22 protein-coding genes and 1 pseudogene are annotated in these 19,491 nt (G+C 42.4%); 14 read left to right on the forward strand and 9 right to left on the reverse strand.

What is annotated here, in order from left to right; genetic code table 11:
• Nucleotides 1–750: 750 nt before the first annotated feature.
• From E5S67_RS22455 to E5S67_RS33575, 5 genes are all read right to left on the reverse strand, one after another.
• Nucleotides 751–1,284 carry an HAD-IIIA family hydrolase gene (locus tag E5S67_RS22455; protein WP_172190593.1) on the reverse strand — a complete coding sequence of 178 codons (534 nt, stop codon included), beginning with the start codon at nt 1,282–1,284 and terminating at the stop codon, nt 751–753.
• Between the two features lie 61 nt (nt 1,285–1,345).
• Nucleotides 1,346–1,555 carry a hypothetical protein gene (locus E5S67_RS22460; RefSeq protein WP_172190594.1) on the reverse strand — a complete coding sequence of 70 codons (210 nt, stop codon included), beginning with the start codon at nt 1,553–1,555 and terminating at the stop codon, nt 1,346–1,348.
• Nucleotides 1,556–1,559: 4 nt separating this feature from the next.
• Entirely contained in the window at nt 1,560–1,853 is a 294-nt protein-coding gene (locus tag E5S67_RS34835) for a DUF4346 domain-containing protein (protein WP_422614762.1), read from the reverse strand.
• Nucleotides 1,854–1,856: 3 nt separating this feature from the next.
• Nucleotides 1,857–2,255: a thymidylate synthase gene (locus tag E5S67_RS33570; RefSeq protein ID WP_246276926.1), complete on the reverse strand. Its 399-nt coding sequence runs from the start codon at nt 2,253–2,255 to the stop codon at nt 1,857–1,859.
• A 174-nt stretch (nt 2,256–2,429) separates the two neighbouring features.
• Nucleotides 2,430–2,591, reverse strand: coding sequence for a hypothetical protein (locus tag E5S67_RS33575; protein WP_246276927.1), 162 nt, complete (start codon nt 2,589–2,591; stop codon nt 2,430–2,432).
• A gap of 577 nt (nt 2,592–3,168) precedes the next feature.
• Here E5S67_RS33575 and E5S67_RS22470 point away from each other — a divergent pair.
• The 4 genes from E5S67_RS22470 (at nt 3,169) to E5S67_RS22485 (ending at nt 6,413) form a co-directional block, all read left to right on the forward strand.
• A complete protein-coding gene (locus E5S67_RS22470) occupies nt 3,169–4,215 on the forward strand; it encodes an AcrVA2 family anti-CRISPR protein (RefSeq protein WP_172190595.1) in 1,047 nt (348 codons plus the stop codon).
• A gap of 79 nt (nt 4,216–4,294) precedes the next feature.
• On the forward strand, nt 4,295–4,822 hold the full coding sequence (locus tag E5S67_RS22475; protein WP_172190596.1) for a thermonuclease family protein: 528 nt from the start codon (nt 4,295–4,297) through the stop codon (nt 4,820–4,822).
• 53 nt (nt 4,823–4,875) lie between these two features.
• On the forward strand, nt 4,876–5,508 hold the full coding sequence (locus E5S67_RS22480) for a hypothetical protein (protein ID WP_172190597.1): 633 nt from the start codon (nt 4,876–4,878) through the stop codon (nt 5,506–5,508).
• A 392-nt stretch (nt 5,509–5,900) separates the two neighbouring features.
• Nucleotides 5,901–6,413, forward strand: coding sequence for a hypothetical protein (locus E5S67_RS22485; RefSeq protein WP_172190598.1), 513 nt, complete (start codon nt 5,901–5,903; stop codon nt 6,411–6,413).
• A 107-nt stretch (nt 6,414–6,520) separates the two neighbouring features.
• Here E5S67_RS22485 and E5S67_RS22490 read toward each other — a convergent pair whose 3' ends face one another.
• The 4 genes from E5S67_RS22490 to E5S67_RS32620 form a co-directional block, all read right to left on the reverse strand.
• Nucleotides 6,521–6,790 carry a hypothetical protein gene (locus E5S67_RS22490; RefSeq protein WP_216670642.1) on the reverse strand — a complete coding sequence of 90 codons (270 nt, stop codon included), beginning with the start codon at nt 6,788–6,790 and terminating at the stop codon, nt 6,521–6,523.
• Nucleotides 6,791–7,741: 951 nt separating this feature from the next.
• Nucleotides 7,742–7,954, reverse strand: coding sequence for an NblA/ycf18 family protein (locus E5S67_RS22495; RefSeq protein WP_172190600.1), 213 nt, complete (start codon nt 7,952–7,954; stop codon nt 7,742–7,744).
• 15 nt (nt 7,955–7,969) lie between these two features.
• Nucleotides 7,970–11,455, reverse strand: a complete 3,486-nt coding sequence (locus E5S67_RS22500; RefSeq protein WP_172190601.1) for a VapE domain-containing protein — start codon at nt 11,453–11,455, stop codon at nt 7,970–7,972.
• A 47-nt stretch (nt 11,456–11,502) separates the two neighbouring features.
• Nucleotides 11,503–11,805, reverse strand: a complete 303-nt coding sequence (locus E5S67_RS32620; RefSeq protein WP_216670643.1) for a hypothetical protein — start codon at nt 11,803–11,805, stop codon at nt 11,503–11,505.
• A gap of 680 nt (nt 11,806–12,485) precedes the next feature.
• On the opposite strand from E5S67_RS32620, the gene E5S67_RS22505 reads away from it, so the two are divergent.
• The 10 genes and pseudogenes from E5S67_RS22505 to E5S67_RS22550 all read left to right on the forward strand — a co-directional run bounded on the left by E5S67_RS22505 (nt 12,486) and on the right by E5S67_RS22550 (nt 19,456).
• Nucleotides 12,486–13,013, forward strand: a complete 528-nt coding sequence (locus E5S67_RS22505; RefSeq protein ID WP_216670644.1) for a helix-turn-helix domain-containing protein — start codon at nt 12,486–12,488, stop codon at nt 13,011–13,013.
• 104 nt (nt 13,014–13,117) lie between these two features.
• A complete protein-coding gene (locus E5S67_RS32625; RefSeq protein ID WP_216670645.1) occupies nt 13,118–14,452 on the forward strand; it encodes a hypothetical protein in 1,335 nt (444 codons plus the stop codon).
• A gap of 255 nt (nt 14,453–14,707) precedes the next feature.
• Entirely contained in the window at nt 14,708–15,712 is a 1,005-nt protein-coding gene (locus E5S67_RS22515) for an AAA family ATPase (protein ID WP_172190603.1), read from the forward strand.
• Nucleotides 15,713–16,031: 319 nt separating this feature from the next.
• On the forward strand, nt 16,032–16,733 hold the full coding sequence (locus E5S67_RS22520; RefSeq protein WP_216670646.1) for an HNH endonuclease: 702 nt from the start codon (nt 16,032–16,034) through the stop codon (nt 16,731–16,733).
• A gap of 6 nt (nt 16,734–16,739) precedes the next feature.
• Entirely contained in the window at nt 16,740–17,384 is a 645-nt protein-coding gene (locus tag E5S67_RS22525; protein WP_172190605.1) for an AAA family ATPase, read from the forward strand.
• Between the two features lie 78 nt (nt 17,385–17,462).
• Nucleotides 17,463–17,759: a hypothetical protein gene (locus tag E5S67_RS22530; protein ID WP_172190606.1), complete on the forward strand. Its 297-nt coding sequence runs from the start codon at nt 17,463–17,465 to the stop codon at nt 17,757–17,759.
• A 73-nt stretch (nt 17,760–17,832) separates the two neighbouring features.
• A pseudogene (locus tag E5S67_RS22535) lies at nt 17,833–18,231 on the forward strand (DUF6876 family protein).
• Nucleotides 18,232–18,316: 85 nt separating this feature from the next.
• Nucleotides 18,317–18,679 (forward strand): hypothetical protein, encoded by a 363-nt coding sequence (locus E5S67_RS22540; protein ID WP_172190607.1) that lies wholly within the window; start codon nt 18,317–18,319, stop codon nt 18,677–18,679.
• Nucleotides 18,660–19,010 (forward strand): DUF6283 family protein, encoded by a 351-nt coding sequence (locus tag E5S67_RS22545; protein ID WP_172190608.1) that lies wholly within the window; start codon nt 18,660–18,662, stop codon nt 19,008–19,010. Before E5S67_RS22540 ends, E5S67_RS22545 begins: the two co-directional genes overlap by 20 nt.
• Nucleotides 19,011–19,042: 32 nt before the next feature.
• Nucleotides 19,043–19,456 carry a DUF1257 domain-containing protein gene (locus E5S67_RS22550; protein WP_172190609.1) on the forward strand — a complete coding sequence of 138 codons (414 nt, stop codon included), beginning with the start codon at nt 19,043–19,045 and terminating at the stop codon, nt 19,454–19,456.
• Nucleotides 19,457–19,491 lie beyond the last annotated feature (35 nt).

The raw sequence follows: 19,491 nt of genomic DNA on the forward strand, positions 1-19,491 counted from the left end.
TTTAGTTCTCTGGCATCGATATCGCTTTTAATGAAAGATTCTAATTGGGCTATTTCTTTTTCTCTATCTTTTTGTTGCAGTTGTAAGTTATCCATTTTTAATTGTCACAATCAAGTATTGCATATAATTGTATCATAGTCTTGATAATGATTTAGGATTGCTATAGATGTAGATTCTTTCAAACTCGCCAGGAATCGTGGCAAGAAGCTTGTTATGAGGCAGGTCTAGATTTAGGAATTTCTAAGTTTTCTAGCTCTGAGCCAGTAAACTTTCACGATTTTCAAATAATAGTTAGGGCTAAAGAGTTGTTGGATTCAATGAATTGGTGGGTTTATCATTTTTAATTTTAACCTAGCACAAAAACAGTTTTATAAACAAATAGTTGTTTCTAAAACTATTTTTGAATGTTGCTTACTAAAAATCCCTAGCAGCTACGGACTGACCAGGGAAATGCAGAAAAACAAAGTAATTATGACATACTTTTACTTCATTATACCTAAGGAGCGTATGTTCTATATCAATGAGTGTTAAAATTTATTTATCATGATTTTATTTCCTTACGATTGGCAGAGCGTGCCAGTAACTTCACTTTTTTGTGTTTTTAGATAACTTTTTGTATTAGGAACTTAGCCTGGCCACAGAACAAATTGTGTGGCACTTCAAAACTGGTTGCAGCAAAGGATTTTACCTCTTACTACAACTGCAACCAGCTCCAATTCAAAAGCGTTTTACTGCAAAAAGTAAATCGTCTTATTTGACATTTCTCCATTCCTCTGGATTTTTCAACACTGATGCCCAAAAGAATTGAATCTTGTAAGCCTCCGCAGCATCTTTATCTTCTTGTCGATCGCCAATCATGATGCAATCTTTCGGCTCTGCCAGCGGTCGGGATGCCAGAAGTAACATTCCGTATCCCGGTTTCCTGCACGATATCTTTGTACCATCACCGGACAACGGCGCACTGAATTCGATCGGTTCATTACCACGGGACACCTGGTAGCAGCTTTCTCCCCCATTTGGACAGAAAAATATCTCTGAGATGCGCGGAAATAACTCCAAAGTTATCCGCTGTTCTTCGATTGCCGAAGCCAAACTCTTATGTCCCGCTGCCACGCCACCTTGATTGGTGACACCGATAATTGTGAATTTATCGCTCAGATGTTCGATCGCTTCTTGAACCCCTTCGATTGCTTTCTGGTCTGTGGGTTCGTTAATGAACGTTTTGCCCGACGCGGTTTCTCGGATTGTTCCGTCTAAATCTACTAACAATACCTTAGTTGTCATGATTTTGTGTAAAATAAACAACAATTCAATTCATCAAAACGAAGTCTTACATCTTTAAAAATTAATGAAGGTTGATACCGTCAGCTTTTAATTGTGCTTCAAATTCAATTGTCTGAGACTGGTTTGAGGTAGGAACCGATCGCTCCAATGGATTGAAGGAATGACCTGTAGAGTTCAAATTAGCATTAAAGGACTTAAACTCTGTCATAGTCAGACTTCCGTGAATTGGCAAAGCTTCTTCAGGTTTTGCATTAAAGGAAAAAGGTTTCATAATCTTACAAATCTTGGGTATAGGTGGTTTGAGTTTTCAAGCACTGAGCAGCTTTTTGTAATTCTACTCCGAGATAGCCAATATGCTCGCTTTGGATAGCAGGGGAAGCAGCAGCAATTTCTCGGACTAACTTCAGAGCGTTTACTCCAGAGTAGTAGCTAACGGCTTTGCCGCTGCCCGGAATCTGAGTTACCGAAATCTTTCCACCATGTTCATCAGTAACGAGCTCAATTACGAAGTTACCGGCTGGGTCGAAATAGTCCCGACTGTTGCAGATTCGATCGTAGTGAGCAGCGATGACTCAATCAGCAATCTCGAAAGTATCGTCATACAAGTGGGCGGACTGGGATACCGTCACCAACGGGCCCATTGTCAAATCGTAATCAGAACGCCGAGCGATCGCATCTCGGATGTACTGTTGCAGCGCACGCAACCCCATAGCATTCGCTGACCACACACCGAACATATCATTGCTGCGGAACGTAGCCGTCAATGAGAGTTCCCCATCCACGACGCGCACCCAGATGTTAGTGAGACACGGACTCCCACTGTGTTCATGGTCGAAGGAATAGTCGGGTCGCTGAAATAAATTGCCACAACCAGAATCCCAGAGGTTGATAACGGCGCTGGCAGCATCAATCTCGTTGATGAGTTTGGCGATGACCTGCTCAATTTGGTCACGCCCAAACCATGACCGCATCCGCTGACCATACACTTGATTCCCTCATGGTATGGAGCATCTTCAAGCATCTGCGGGATGTAGTCTTCCAGAAACGGGCGATCGATCGGCAAATAATTCGGCTCCGGGAAGAAGAATTCGGGCGGTTCGTCCGTGACCACAGCCATCAGATCGATCAGCTCTTGCACCTGTCCGTCATAGCCCGTAGGTCGCAACACGCCTGTGGTTTTGATGCGGTGGATGATTTTTACCCAGGTTTCGGCGATCGTCTTCCCTTCTATCCGGTGCCCGTAGCGCTGACCTGGGAGAACCGTCGGCAAGTTCTCCACCAACGGGAATATCGTCGGCGTTGCCCACTCCGGCTTCTCGCCCAACTTCGCTAAATCTTTGGCTAGAGTAACTGTTTCAGTAATGCTTGTGGTTTCATGGCATTCGATCGATTTCCGTAACTGTTGCAGATTTTCTAACGGAATTTCAGGATCGATGTAGCCAATGATTTTTGATTTTATTCTCCAACACTTAACGCCCTCTTCACTCTTTCCCTCTTCAAAACCTTGCCGAAAGAAATCCAACAAACACTGAACTGCGCCTGAATTCTTATCTTCCTTCGTAGCATTCACAACTATTAAAAGCCGGATATGAGGGTTCCAGAGTAAGTTTCGCAACAAGAAATTGATACCGCGTGTGGCAGAGTAGAGCTGCTCGATCGCTCCATACTCATGCTCTTCCAGTTTCTTTTTAACTACTGTGCCTTTCAAAGTCCAGCCTGTTACTATGGCTGTTTTTCCTGAAGCATAAAACACCTGATTCGGTTTATATAGCGGTTTGTAATATGTTTCCATTTTCTTACAATTTTTTACAAATTATTGTAATTGTATGCAGAGAAAGAGAGCTAAACTACAATATAATATAACACTAATTTAAAGGTTTCATTATGCCAAAAAAATCTAAATTTTTGACTCTACAACCGCAGATGAATCGGAACAAGAGTTTGCTGATGTTTGAGAAAATCAACAAAGAGCTGTTGGCAAGGATAAGAGAAGATATGAATTATCGAATGCCATCAGAATACATAAGCTGGCAAGTGCTGAGCCAAATAATTGCGATCGGTTTAACAACCTGTGATTTGGAATATGCACAAGTTGACATCTCAGCGTTTATCCAAAGCTACCGAATCGCACTCTGGTTTGCCCAAAAAGCGCCGATGTATTGTTTAACTCATGAGTTAATTGAAGCGTTTGACCAGACTGATGCTCTCCATAAACCAGGGGTTTTATGCGGATGGCAGCCCTCTCTACCCACTTTTTTGCTAGCCATACCCAAAGGATCGATCTATGCCCCTGATGGAGCCTCGATCGATTACTTGACGATTAGCTGTAACAATATCAATCATCCTGAGTGGAATTCCGGCAAATGGAAAAATATATCCATTCATCCTTTTAAATCAAGCTACCCTTTATACTTTCAATACTCTACAGTAGATAGTCATGAAACTGTGTGGACTTCTGGCACTGCGGTTACAGAAAATGGAGATACTTTGATTTATGATGAAAACTCTAATATTGGGCGTAATACTCTTACTCCTGAAGATAGAATTCTCATCAAACGTTTAAGGAATCTGGTCATCAATATTCTGTTGACTCTTGAATTCCTTCCTTCTCTGGTTAGCGACATAGATAAAAAAGACTTACCATCTCCTAAAGGATTTGGAGTAAAATTACACAAATCCAAAACTGTCGATCGATTTCCTCGTTGGCTTGGTAAAGGTTTTTCTATTCCACAATCCGATTCTTTAGAAATTCTTGAAGAAATTTTGGAAGAACAAGAAGATGATAATGAAAAAACAAAACTAAAGAAAATTCATTCATCACCTGTTGCACATTGGAGACGCGGACACTGGAGAGTTTTGGAGGCTGGCGAAGGTAAACGATGGAAAAACGCTAAGAGAATATGGATAAAGCCTATGTATATAAATTTTTAAATTTATCGAATTGATCGGAATTTACTGATGACATAAACCCCTAAAGCTCATTTAAAATAAAGTTTTAGGAGTTTTTGTCATGGAAATAATTAAGGGAACAGCCTACAAAGCTGAACTAGGTTTTATCTACGATGGAGATAGTTTCAAATTGGAATTAGTATCTCCAAAAGGTACAGATAGTCAAACTATTATCTGCCGATCGCAGTGGATCGACACACCTGAGTCTCAAAAACCAGATAAAAACAGCTCTGATCCACTGATTCTAAAACATTGGGAATGGGCACAAAAAGCAAAATTAGCGTTGATGAATTTAATTCAAAATAGAGCGCTGATAGCTATTCCCTATGAACAAGATATATACCGGAGGTGGGTTTGCGATGTTTACATCGACAATTTACTCCTATCAAACAATGTCCAGGTAAAACAGGCTCAGTCTGGCTTGGCTGTTTCTCGATTGCCCTTTAATCGTCACATATACAATGTGAGAGAAATAAATTTATTGCGGGCAATCATAAATGCAGCAGCAACAGCTAACAGAAAAAAAGTAGGAATCTGGGCAGAACCAAACATGATTTTGCCCTATGAATTCAAGAAGTTATCACTCTAGCACTCAAACAGTGTAAGGGTTTTGCACAATACATCTAATCCGAGGAAAGTGAAATGGCGAAGACATTTGCCGAAAGAATTATTGACTACATGGAACAGCAAAATTATGAAATCTCCCGGGGAAGGTCGGAGAAAAACATAATCTATGTAGAAGGAGCGGACACTAATGGAACAGAAAATGACGATCGACCTAATTACTTCAATGATTTGAGAATAATCATTGCCTTTACTGAAAATTATCAGCCAGTAATCGAAGGCATTTGGATAGCGACGACGGAACCGGGATTTTATTACACCGACAATCCCATGAATCCAAACGGCGCTGCTCGAATCGGATTTGGGCAATACAAAGCTTGGCAAGTCGGCCTTCATGGATGGTCAAGTCCTCATGAGGCTTTAGTGCAGATCGATGAAGTTAAAATTCATCGCGATTACAATCGCGACATGAAGCGGACAGGCGATCAGATCGAATGGGGAGTCTACGGCATAAACCAGCACCACGGCTGGAATCATCCTATTCATGACATCCATACTGCTGCGGCTGGGTGTCTCGTTGGTCGGCTTTCTGAAGAACATTTTGACTTTATGTATCTCGCAAAATCCGATCGGAGATACAGATTTGACGAGAGATTTGTGTTTCCGACAACTATTATTGCGGGAGATAGATTGGCTGTTGCTGCCCAATAATCTATGAGAATTTATTTTCTGCAATCGATCGCTTGTTAAATGACAAACTACGGCTCAAAATTTGCTAATTACTTATCAACAGAGCTAGTAAAGACTAAGGGTGTATGGAACGTATTAACTTACTTGTCTCAATTATTAGCCTATTTTTCGCAGTATTATCCTTTATTTTTTATCTAGCTGCAAGACAGATTAAAGCTGATAAAAAATTTCATACTTGGGAAATAACAACGATAATTGATAGGAAGTTGGAGCGATTGCAAATCATATTTTCTAGCCTCTTTCAATTAATTATCTATCGAAACATTAGCCCAATTACCAATGCAAAAGCTCGATTGAATATATTGAATCAGCTTTTGATGACCCGAATTATACCCAGAAGAACACACTGATTTATGACGATGAAAATAACACCCGACACTTTTTTAGATCTGTTAGCCACTGTTTTCGGCACTATTGGTGGAGTTGCCCAGCTTTTAGTCGTGACGAACAGAATTAACTCTGATGATGGACTTTTGATTGGTGGATTGGCTACAATCGCTTTAGGGATAGTTGCAAATAAAGGCAAATCGCCCTATACAAACAGCCTTAGAAAACCTCCTAATTATTTTCCAATAGACTTTGCTCCTTATGATTCACCGCCATACAACGACCCTTATTATGAGCCACCTACGGAAGCACCATCGAAAACGCATGACTATCCGACAGCAAACACGACTCAATACAATTCTAAGTACAAAGGACAGGACTCAAGCAAACACCCAAGGAAAGAGCAACCTGAAAACGATCGACTTCAAAACGACAGTGAATCGGGGCGAGAATCTTTTCGATTCCAACGAAGAACTCGGAAACGACTAAAACCAGAGTCTTCTTCTATTTTTCCTGATGCCTCTGAATCGTCTAAATAAGTTACTTATACTTCCCAATTCAAAGCCTGTATTATACAGGCTTTTTTATGTTAAAATAGGGAACTGTTAATTGATTCTTTGAATGCGCCCTATTGGTTTTGTAAAACTTAATAGCAGACTTTGCCTCGTTGAAACTTCTTCCCACCAGTTCGGCCGTTTAGGACATCTCTAATCATCGCTGTCATACTTTTATCAATTAATTTGATTCCTAACCACAGCACTCGATCGGGATTTTGCGGCATCAAACAAATCACTTCCCCAGAAGAGATTTGTGCTGTCGAGAGAAGTAGTAAAAGTGCTGCCAGAGCCTTCGAGTGTTCCTGTTCAGGTAGTCGTGAAGTAAAGCTCAAAGTGTTGCTTTTGCCTACTTCTGGCAATTCTGAAGTTGCTTCCTTCCTTTCACTTGCACCTGAATTCCGAGTAGTATCATTTACTTCTGCTTCCCCACTTACTCGACCATTAATACCTCAAATCTATAGACAGTAAGTATTACAAGTAAATTAAACATTATTTGGGATTGTAATTTTGACTTCCTCACCAAGTACAGGCCCCAGAAACAAAAATTTTTTTCTGTTTCTGACTTTTTTCACCGTTTTGTCGGGTACAAGCGCCGTAAAATCTAGCGTTCTACTATCGCTAAACATCTTGGGTTACAGAAACACGTTTCTTTGTTTTTCGGAAACAAAACGTATTTTTCTGTTTCTGAACACGTTACTGAGAAATTTAGGGACTGGTTGCCAGACACAAAAGCTTAAGCCGATGAGGATACGGGAGCGGACTGTGCTGATGGAGGCTTCTTGGGAATGGGGGTAAGAAAAAAAAGTTACTCGTTAGGTTTGCTGGAGGAATTCTAGAAAATCCTTGAAAAAACTTACAAATTTCAGTACCTCCCCACCAGTGCCACGAACCTTCCACTCTTAAAGAAATTAAGGCAATTGTCCAGAAATCTCGGTGTGACTCGTACCTCAAGCATTTCCTCGACTATGTGGAATTTAAGTTTTGGAGAGGACTCCGCACCGATGAAGCAGCCCTGAGATTGTGGTACTGTTGCAGCGAGTGCGATCGAATTTGGAACGGTGAAACTTTTAATTTTTTTTGTAAGTGACTATAGAGAAGAACGTAATCCCAAAGCTGCAAATAAAACTTGCAACAAAAACAAAGACCAGATGGTATCGCTAACTCCTCGGTTTGTTTTTTATTTCTTCTTCAAATCTATCCTAAAATTTATCTCCTCATTAAATTGAGTATGCTTCAAAAACTACAAAAGCTTTATAATTTACCTCCTTTAATATTTGATTAAACCTAAATCAGAACCTGAATTAGATGATTTATTCATCTTGAGAATTAACGAGATGTTTGATAATGTTACTCTGGATCATATTTCGACGAACCATTTCAATCAGCAAAATCTGTGCCTCTTCAGCGGAAAGAGATTTAGTCTGCTCAGAATAAACTTTAAGGCTAAACTTTTGTTCAACTGTAAGTTCAGTTGAGAGTTTATCTGATTGACTTTCATCTTCCCCTGTTCTTTCATTGGTCATAATCTCTACTGTTTCCTAGTCAGTTTCCTTGCTTTTTTCCTTGTCTGTTAGAGAATCTGTTGAAGAATTGTGATTTTTGAGGGTGATCAATTGATTGATTCGATCGCGAACCTCCGCACTTTCCCCCTCCAGCCACTGAATTATCACAGCCACGTCGTACTTAGTCCCTGGTGTCTGCCAACCGTACATTTGTGTTAGAAGAGCTTGCAGTTGTTCTGGGTAGTATTCATTCCACCAAATCAGTGCTAGTTCTCGCAGTTTCTCTGCATCTTCATCACTAATTAATTGCTCGGCTACGGGTTCAGGTGTGGTTGGTGTGGGCGCAGAATTTGATGTTGGTGTCGGTTCACTTATAGTTTCGGCTGGTGTGGCCGATATGGACTCCTCTGCGGGTTCCTCTACAAGTTCAGATGTGGGTTCAGATGTTGGTATGGTTGGTTCGTCTATGGTTTCATGGGGTTCGGAAGTTTCGTGGGTTTCGGGTTCAGGAGCTGCGAGTAATGCAGTGAAGGTGGCTTTTTCAGCTTCGGTCAGCGTGTTCCAGACCTTTTGGCGATCGGCTGCACCACCCCCGCAAACTTCTTTGAGAACGACCTGGATACTTCTGGCTAATTTGGGGTCGCCAACTTTGAGCACTGTCCGAATATATTCGAGTAGTTCTGCCTCCTCTACTTGTTGCTGAGTTTGCTGATCGACCTCATTTTTTTGCTGATCAACCTCAATTTCAGAAGGTAGATCGGAATCAAAGCCTTGCTCTGTAAGGTTTTGATCGACCCGATCGACCCGATCGACCTTTTCACCCAAACTTTCTAAATCTGCTGCTTTTTCAGCATCGGTCAGCGCGTCCTTGCTTGCTAAATCTGCGACCGGTTCACATGATTGGGCGATCGCACTCTCGCCATAATCAGAGGTCGGCTCAGAAGTCGGCTCGGACGTTGGATTGGAGATTTGGTCAGGGGAATAGGGAGGGAAATCAGGGTGGGAATCAGGAATTAGTAAAGTTTCAGAAACAGGACGATCAGGTTGATCAGGTCGATCAAACCCAGACGTAGCATGGAGATCAACCTCGCGATCGACCTCCATTTTTAAGGGGATTTTCAAAATTTGAGGTTGATCAGCGAGTTCATCTATCTCGACTTTTGCCCAAACTCGAACCCGTTTGAAGCCGATCATTCTGAATTCTCGTTCCCACCCGATTTTTTTGAGAATCGCCGAGCAGCGCATTTGGTGCGATCGCTCTTGCCGACTCAGATCGACTTGGAGATGGTTAAGGAGGTCACTCAACTGAACGTAGTCACGGTGCTCGATGTAATTGAGGATGAAATCTTCCCAGGGGTCAGAGGTTTGAAAATCTTCTGTTAACTGTTCGGCTTTTTCTTCATCATTTCCAAAATCAAGATAGGGTTCTTCACCAGAGCGATAAGCCAGCATCGCAGCAGCCCAAATTTTGTCTCGTTCTTGCCTGAGTAATTTGGTGTCAATTTTTTGTTTAACCGGAATTATCCAAAATCGGCGGTTGCCAGTTTCATCTGCCAAAAATTCTTGCTTATTGGTGGTGGCAACAATGATGCTGGGTCGATCGAAATCTTCGGTATCTCGACAATATGGCGGTCGAATAGCATCTGTCCCAGAGGAGAGGAAAGCTTTGGTTGCCGAGACATCGCGGCGTTTGAATATTGACTCTAGCTCCGACCATTCAATTAACCAAGCTCGGTGAAGTTTTAGACGTTCATCTTTATCTGAAACCGTCCCTAAAGAATCGTCAAAATATTGCTTGCCTGCCATGATTTTGAAAAATGTAGATTTTCGGAATCCTTGAGGTCCTTGCAAAATTAAAACTGTATCCATTTTGCAACCCGGTTCAAAGGCGCGCTTTACAGCACCAATTAAAGTCTTTCGGATGAATTTTGTATAAAGTTCACCTTCCACACCAAAATATCTTTGAACCAAAGTATCTAAAATGGAAGTATCTGAAGCCATTGGCAGAGAATTTAGATACTCTTGAATAGGTGAGTATTGATTTTCCACAGCTATTTCTGTTAGAATGTCTTGGACATCTTCTCTACTCGATCGAGTCAATACTCCGTGTCTGATTGCGAGTTGAAGCCGGACTCGATCGAGAGATACAGGTTTTCCATCTATTTCGATTCGTTTGCTGAGTGTGTTTAACCTGATTCGTTTCCCAAAATGTCGGTTCAACTTTTTGTAATCCTGAATCATCTTGTGATCAGAATCCAAAATGTTAAAAGCCGATGACTTTGGGTTTTCTAGCTCACCAACAGAATCAGCAACAGGAATAGAAGCAGACTCAGGTAGAAAATCTAAATCGAAGGGTCGCTGACTTTTCAGAAAGCGCCAGTACACGCCTTTGATGCAGCCTTCTACTCCATCAGGAATATAGTGTTTGATAGAGGAGACTGGATTGGATTTAACAGCCGAATTCCATATCTGCTGCCATTCATCCTCATCCCATCCGCCACCGGGTGAACAACGGCGACAAGCATCCAAAAACAATGTATAAGCATCGTCATCTGTAAGTTGTCCTAAACGCTGAAATTCGGCCTGAACTCCAAGTAAATCTCTGGCTAGCATTGCCATTGATGTATTTCTTTGAGTTTCGATTCCATTCAGATAAACTTTGGCTTTCCCCAAGGCGGAAGCCAAGGGTATGGCGATCGGCACCGGAACTTTAAGATCTTTGAATTTTATCTTTTTGGTTCCTGACGCGGGGAGAGTTTCTGTTGGTTTTATAAGTGTCGCTGTGGAAGTGCCAGCACTTCCTGTACCGTTAGCGATATTTTCAATGCTTATCGCTCTACTAGAATTGGCTAATAAATCGAGTAAATTTTGCTGATTCCGCTCCTTTTCCTCCTTTCTTCTTTGCTCAAGCTCGGCGAATAATCTACTAAGACGTTCCCGCAAATCATTGTAATTGTATCGAATACCTGATTCACTGACAATTTCTGATTTGATTGGTGGGCGATCGGGTTTGATGTGCCAAGCCCCTGCTAGGCGTAACATCCTACTAGGATTTTTATTACTTCCATCAGCTTCCATTATCTCAATGAGAAGCACTTGCAGTTCGCGCCACTGCTCCGGGGTAATAGACTCCTCGAACAACCAATAAGGTTGCATGGACTTGCCACCACTAAATATTGTGAATGTCGGTTCTACAAAACTGACTTCACTCCATTTCTCGAACTGTTCAGCTAGCGATATGTCATCCCATTCACAGAAAATAGCGCAGCACTGTTTAATATCAGCATCGGTTTGACCAGTACCGCCAGCGCCATTGATGACTACATAAACACCGCGCCCATCTGCTTGATATTGTTCAATTTGTTGCCAGTTGAGGTCAGAGACTTTGCGTCCTTTATCTTTCTTCTTACGATCGTCTGTGGAAGGATACAAAAATCTCAAGTAGGCTTGACCTGATTCATATCCCAGGTAATTGAGATGTTTTTCTGCTAATTCACGATCGATCACTATTTTCTTACTCACGTCTTTGCTCCTGATTTTATTCCTGATTTTTCAACTCCCGATTGGTTTTAGGAGCTGATTAGAGTCTGCAATTTCAATCGCAGATGGTTAATTTCTGAATCTAGATTGTCGCGTTCTACCTCTAAATCCATGATTTTCTGTTGGAGGCAAGTAATTTTTCTTCGATTAGCTATTTCCTTCTTTCGTTGCTGTGATTGTTTAGGTTCCGCGAGTGGTTCAGGGGCTGCTTCAGTAATTGCTTTATCGATTCGATCGGCTAGACATTCACAGCATAAGCCGTCCGTCAACTTCGCAAAACGACGTTTACCATCTTTGTGATAGTTGGTACGGCACCATCCGTTTATGGTCATCAGAACCTCTCTAATACTTAAGTTTCAGTATTTTGTTGAGAGATGTTCTGAGAAGAGAAATAAAGAATTAAAGCTGTTTCCACTAAAGAACCCACACTAATTCTTTTGTGCGCTGCGAAAACACGAACTTTGTGGTCTAGTTCTTTTGAAAGAGATAAGGTACGCTTGGTTTTCCCTGGTTTCTCTGGCAAATTGTTTGTATCCGCTAACACAGTTGACACTGTTGAGCTTAGTGATTCTGTCATCATATAAAAGCAATAGTGAGTAAGAGATTGGTAGCCGTCCACGCTTAAAATTTCCTGACTGCGTGGTTGCCCGTGCATTGCCCGTGCATTGCAAAATATGCCAAGCTCAAAGAAATGATGGAGCTTTGCTAATGTAGGTACGGAGTTGTTACGCTAAGGTAAGGCGGACGTAGTACCTGTTTCAATGTCAGGACAGGCTAAGACCGCAAAGCATTTAAGGGTGTGGTGATTGAGAATCCTGAACAGCTCAAAGCAAACTAAGGTGGTTCCGAACAACTCAGAATGTGATTAACTCAATGTCTGCTATGGCTTAAGCTATTACTAGCTTGAGGTTTCTTATTTACCTTTCCCTGTGCTCTGTGCCCTGTACCTGCGAATAGGATGCTTGGTAGCTCTCTTACCAGGCGTATTTACCATAATACCTTATTTACCAAAATGGATACCCCATCTCAGATCGTATTTTGTTTTTTGGACGGCCATTATCCAAATATGGAAACCGCAGTTCCCCAGTCAAATGCCCAGGTGCAACATCTTCCGAGTGACTGCCAGAAAAATTCTCAGAACCCTCAAAATTCTTCCCAAAATGATAATGATACGGAAAGCTCTGAAAGCCATAGCCCGAATCAATCTCAGAAATATCGGATGGATGTTCCCACCAGGAAAAGATTTGCTGAAATAATTCAAGAAATGCGTGCCGATCGCTCGTACCGATCCTTTGCTCGGTTGCTGAGCGTAACTCATCCCACCATCAAAGCTTGGGAAAATCTTGAAGGGATTCCCGATGTAGAAAATCTTGAACGAATCGCTCAGTTCCGAGGCGAAACTCTTGAAGAATTTAAGCAATTCCTGGCTGGAGAGCGCACAGCTAGCCAATTACAAGAACTTGTAAAGCAAGTTCGTACTATTTCAAAGGAGGAGCTTGCTGTTGTGCTCCAGGTTATTGCCGAGCGGATTGCCTCCTGAATCCTTCTATTTCTCTTATTACTTTTTAATAATGTATTTACCACTATTGGTAAATAGTGTATATTGGTAAGTAGCTTAGTAGCACTATTTACCAATGAGTAGCAATGGCAAAACTACCAACAACGTTTACCAGCCTTGACTTGTCTGGGTTTGATTTAGATAATCACAAGAAGCAACACACAGGGTACACAGGAATTAGTCGGGAAATGGTGGATTTTGCCTGTGCCGTGCTTCAGAAAAATCGGGTAGGGGTGGCAGTTCGATCGGTAAACGCAGCCCTCAAAGAAATCTACGGTTACGGAGGCAGTACGGACACAGTATGCAAACTGGTCAAGGAATGGCGATCGGAAAATCTGTCACTCCTCAAACAAGGAAAATCTGAAAAAGACCTAGCAACTGCATTGCTGGAAGCCGTAGACGACGGATTGCTTGATGAATCCGAAGTGCCTGAAGAATTCCTGGCGGTGATGAAGCAAATGGGGTTTGCCATTTACCGCTTAGCTTACCAAAAAGCGGATACCAGTATCAGTGGCGATCGCATGAAATCGCTGGCTCAGGAGAACGAAATTCTTCGCCAACAACTCCAAGGATTTCCGAAAATGGAAATGGAGCTGAATTTTTACAAATCTGAGTACGAACGTCAGAAACTCGAACTCAAAGAAGCGTACATGAATCTGAACAAGCAACAATTGGCAGATTCTGAAGAATTTCGTCATCGGTTAGACTCTCTACAAGCAGATCGTAACGAATTACAAGCAAAACTTACACTCGCTGAACAACGGTTGGCTGAAGTTGCTGAATTTGAAACGGCAGCCCGCGATCGAATCTCTGAAATTTCACAACTCACAGGAAGAATCGAAGCACGAGAACGTGAAGTTACGAACCTTCATTCTCAAATTCAAACTCTTCAAGCACAAGTTGGTGAGAAACAAGTCCTTGAATCTCAACTAGAACAACTTCGAGCGCAACTTAAAGAGGCTTCGAGCACAATCACTAATCTGCAAAGTCAACAGAAAGTTAGTGGCGCTTTACAAGTCGATCGAGTTTTAGATGATTCAGATGATGAGCCAGTTACAGATGCTCAGCTCATGGTAGAAAACGAAACACTCCACGCTGATTTGTCGGAAGCTCTCAGAGAAATTGAAGATTTGAAAGCACGTCTTGCTAAAACTCAAGCCGCTCAATCTGAATCTCACTCTGAACCTCAAGCTGAATTACTTCCTGAAATACTCCCAGAACTACTTCCTGAAACAATTTCAGACTTGGTTGACCCTCTTTTAGAACCCGTTAACTCTGACTCTGACTCTGGCTTTGACTCTGACCCCATTAACTCTGAGTCTAGTTCAGAATCAGTTGAGTCTGTTGAATCTGTTGAACCTCCAGCTAAGCCGTTTGAACCTGCTCCCAGAACCAAAAGGCAAAAAGTTGCTGTGCAATGAGAAACAGAAACAGAAGCAGAAACAGAAACAAAAAGCTCAGTAGCAGTTTCTGTTACTGTTACTGAGCCAGAAGGGAGAATGGGTATTGCTAGAGAGCTAATAAGTCTTGAGTGGGTAGCTCAAGACTTGTAGGTAGCAAAATTGGTGGCTCAAAAGCTCGATTGCGTACTAGCTCGGCAAATCATTTGATATTGGATTAAGTACGCATCACTGCTGGATAGAGAGTAATTAGCAATTGATAATTGGATTAAAGACATGATAGATCAAAAAAAAGAAATTCAGCTAATGTTATTAGCGAGATTTCCTTTGTTGTGGGTAGTGAGCCCGGAAGAAGAACCAGCCGAAGAAATCTTGTGCGAAGTAATCAAAGGCATAGAGGGACAAATATACTTCTGGGATTTTGCCAGGGGATGGAATGACTCAGGTTTAGGCAAGGGAAATCCGATGCAAGCACTGGAGCGCATCAGTAAAGCGCCGCCAATGGAGCAAGTTACTGTTTTTGTAATGAAGGATTTGGGGAGTTTAATAGCCCCCGGTGCCAACGGGCAGATAGCAATGAATCAATTAGCGATCGTCCGGGAACTAAAAAACCTGGCATGGCAAATTGCCCGTGACCGCCGCTGTCTCGTCATCCTGTCCGACCAACTCCGAATTCCTCAAGAACTCGCTCAAGAAACGACGGTGGTGGATATTTCCTTACCAGGCATCGCGGAGATATCAGAATTGCTCACTCGATTGGTCGAACCCCCAGATCTCAAACTAAATGCGGAACAACGGCAGCAGTTTGTCAAAGCTTGCCAGGGGCTGACCCGATGCCGGATATCTCGTGTCCTGGCGAAATGTTTGGCACGTGGTAAACGAGGCAAAGTCGATAGTACCGCTCTAGCTGCGGTCATCGAGGAGAAACGCCAAACAATTCGCGAGACGGGCATCCTAGAATTTATCCCACTTGAATCAGGTCTGGAAGTCGTCGGCGGACTCGAAATTCTCAAACAGTGGGTCAAATCTCGATCGCGCTCTTTTACTGACCAAGCCCGCGAATATGGTTTACCAAACCCGAAAGGTGTCTTGCTCGCTGGCATTCAAGGAACCGGGAAAAGTCTGCTTGCCAAGACGATCGCCACGGAATGGAAACTCCCTCTGCTGCGCCTCGATGTCGGTCGTGTGTTCGGCAGCATGGTCGGTGAAAGCGAGAACCGCATCCGACAGGTAATTAAACTGGTCGAGGCGATCGCACCCTGCGTTTTATTCCTGGATTAAACCTTAGTCCAGTTTAAACCGTGTGAATTGCTGGAAAACCGCGAAGTTTTAGAAACCACAACGTAATCAGAAACGGTAAGCGTGACGGTTTGAAAATTCTAAAATATGTGGCAATCAGCAGCCAAGCCCCTAAACCTCAAACATAAACATATAGACATGGGGAAGGTTCAACGAACAGTCGCAAGACGTAGGACTCAAGGGAGTCTGAAGCGCACGGGGATTATTAACTCCAAACTGTTTTTTAAGGTCAAGTCAAGGTCAGGTCAACGCCTGTGAAATGCTTCGCTTTGAGGATTTGATGATTAGAGTCTATCCGAACATGACTTCCTCAAAGAGCTCTCAATCTTGTATTAAGCCAACAGATCGTACTAAGAAATGGTCGCGTCAACATGATTGCTGCGTTAACTGCCAACGTACCGATCGAAAGCACATAGGTAAAGGACTTTGTTTGGTTTGCTATCACAATCAGTATTTTCTAAAGAATACTGATAAAGTAAAAGCTATCAAACAAGCTTCTTACCAAAGACGAGGTGGCAAAGAGTTAAGCAAAAAAATGAGAGAACAAACTTGGTTTGGTGGAAATCGTAAAGCCGCTTTACAACGTGACAACTACAAATGTACTTGCTGCGGAGTTCCTGACAACCTAGTAGTTCATCACATTGATGGAAATGGCAGAGGTTCTAAGAATCCCAATAACAATTTAGAAAACCTCAAAACTTTGTGCCGTGCCTGCCATGCCAGAGAGCATAACACTTTAGATAAATGGTCAAAGAACTACAGTAGCTGCATTAACTGCAACACAAATGAAAAACGCTACGGCGCTAATGGACTTTGCGTTAACTGTTACCAGCTATCTGCAAGAAGAGAAGAAAATCCGTCCCCTCGGATTAAACCTCTTGAACAATGGTCTTTTGATTATCTTTGTTGCCAATCTTGCCAAACAACATCAATTAAGCACAAGGGTAATGGCTTGTGTGAAAAATGTTACCGACGCGATCGCTATCAACGTGAAAGGAGTTAATAATTTATGATATGTTCTGCTCTTTGGGGAAACTTAAAGAGCCTACCTGGAACCGAGGTAGGCGTAACACAAAGGGAAATAGACAAAGCCTTCGCGAACATCGCCAGTGGCATGGATGGAGATTCCGGCACTTCCCAGCGAGTATTTGGAACGATACTCACTTGGATGCAAGAAAAGACCGCGCCAGTCTTTGTGGTCATGACCGCGAACCGAGCCGAAGTTTTGCCCGCCGAGCTGATTCGGAAAGGCCGCATTGATGAAACTTTTTGGGTTGATCTGCCGAACCTCACAGAGCGGGAAGCAATTTTCCGAGTACACCTCACCCGCGTCCGACCCGATCGAGTCAATGCCGGCGATTTCGATTTGAAGTTGCTGGCAGAGCAATCGAAAAATTTTTCAGGTGCCGAGATTGAGCAAGTCGTCTTCGATGCGATGCAAAATGCGTTCAGCGCCGGGGTTGAGTTCAGTCAGCAAGACTTACTCGGTGCGATCGCCGGCTGCGTCCCTCTGGCACAAATAGCCGAGGCGCAAATTGATGAACTCAAAACTTGGGCCATTCGCTCCGGTGCTAAGTCCGCCAGCATCCCTGACGTTCACACGCAACCCACTTCATATTCTCGTTTTGCCCCCCTTCAGGTTGATGAAAATTAATCGTTATCAAAAAGCGAAGTTAAATGCTTCGCTTTTTGCTTTTGATTTAGGAATTGCTCACATAAATTGAGGCAGAATATGGAACCCCATTTTGTTCATCCTTTGTCAAGTTTGGAAACGATCGATACCGATGAAGGTAAAAAAGAAGTAATAAATAGTTGGGCGTTTGCCTCAGTGATTTGGTCTACCGCCCTGGATGGTAACGAAAATGCTTTGATTTTGATTAATGAGGTATTTCCTGATAAAAGCAGAATTCCTTTACTGATTTTGCGTTCTAAGCAGGGAGATGAAACAGCGATGAGAGATGCGATCGGAATTATTGCTTTTGCTATTGATGACAAATTAACCGAAGCATTTGAACCAAAAGGAAATTGAAATGGTGATGTAATGCTTCGCTGTAAGGAAATGATGTTTTTAATTTAGCAATCAGATTATGGCAAAGGCAAGGATGGATGCTGAAACACTTTTGCAGAATTTGCAACATTTTTGTGGAAGTGAGCAATATTACAGACATTTTCTTGGGCTTTGTTACACTGACGGAGTTAAATATTTGGCTGAGAATGCTCAATGCTTTTGGTTGCTTGATGCGATCGGCTCTCATCAGCCCAGAGCTAACAGAATTCACCGATTAACCGAGTTTCAACTTTGGTTCCTTCATGTCGGAAATGCACATGAGTTTATTAAGCCCAAACGAGGCAATGCTGCGGTATTGACTTGTTGGGAAGATTCACCAACCCCCGAAACTAAACCTGCGATTATTTAACAGATTCCATTTACCGATTTCCCCTTGCCAGAACTCAAACTTTATCTACAAGAGAAAATCCTTCTGTTGCCCGACGAAAACTAAATCTTAAAAGTCTGTCCAGTTTTCCCCCACTGGCTGCTGGACAGACTTTCGCACTACATCATTCACACAAATTAGGAGCATCGCCATGACTTTGGACACAGGACTTACAAGAGAGGAACAACTTCGATCGCTCCAAGCCCAAGTTAACGAAATTTTTGCAGAAGCAATTAGTAACAAAATAACGTTGGAGGTTTTTGCTCTTGAAATTTGGGTAAATGCAGTAAAGCAGGAAGCGCCTTATGTGGCGATCGCCTCACGAATGATTAATCTGGCTACAGGTCTAGTTCAAGACGAAAATCTGGCATTTCTCCGGTTCTTAGCTAAAGAAACACTTGCCCAGAATATTGCAAAGAGTCAGTGGGCTGTACAACTCATTTATAACGGTTTAGTTATTAATAATCGTTCCCAACCAATCCCACTCAAAAATCATGGAACTAACACAAACTAAGCAGTGCAAAAACTGTCCCTGGAAAGTAGACAGAAACTTAAACACAATCCCTGGCTATAGCCGAGAAAATCATCAGAAACTCTATCAGACGATCGCTAACCCAGACATTGATTTTTCGGAAGTCGTCTCCCAACTCACAAACCCCATGCGAATCATGGCTTGCCATTACTCTACCGCCGACCTCGAACTCCCCTGCATTGGATGGATTTACAACCAACTTCGGAACAATAATCTAGCTTTGCGACTGGCACTGATCCGATCGAAACAAGTGAAAAAACTTGAAATTGATGGCGCACAACGAGCAACTTTTGCTAAAACTTTTGAAGATTAACTCGTTCATTGTCCAACTCTAAGGAAATTTAGATGTCACATTTAACTCACCTCCGAACTCAAATCAAGAATCCGATCGTCCTCCAACAAGTTCTTCAGGAAATGATTGAATCTAGACTTGATGGAATTCTGACCGGGGCTTATCTAGAAAGTAATGCTCAAATTCATGACCCTTTCGGCAACAGTAAACTAGCGGAGTTTGTCATTCGGCGCAAACAAAGCTATCAGGGTGGTTACGACTTTGGGTTCAAACTGATAGAAAGAGACGAATTCGAGTTTTTAACCCGTGATGGTTCCCAGCGAGATGCTAAGAAATTTATGGAACAGCTTTTGCCTTGGTATGCACGGGAAAACACTCTGGCAGCACTGAAAGCTCAAGGATTTAACATTGAATCTCAAACTGAAGAAAATGGAGAAGTTGTGATAGTTGCTGGCAAGTGGTGTTAATGGTTAAAGCCCAAGTGAAGCTGATAATGCTTCGC

Origin of the sequence: Microcoleus asticus IPMA8, assembly GCF_013179805.1 — a bacterium.
Classification (GTDB): Bacteria; Cyanobacteriota; Cyanobacteriia; order Cyanobacteriales; family Microcoleaceae; genus Microcoleus; species Microcoleus asticus.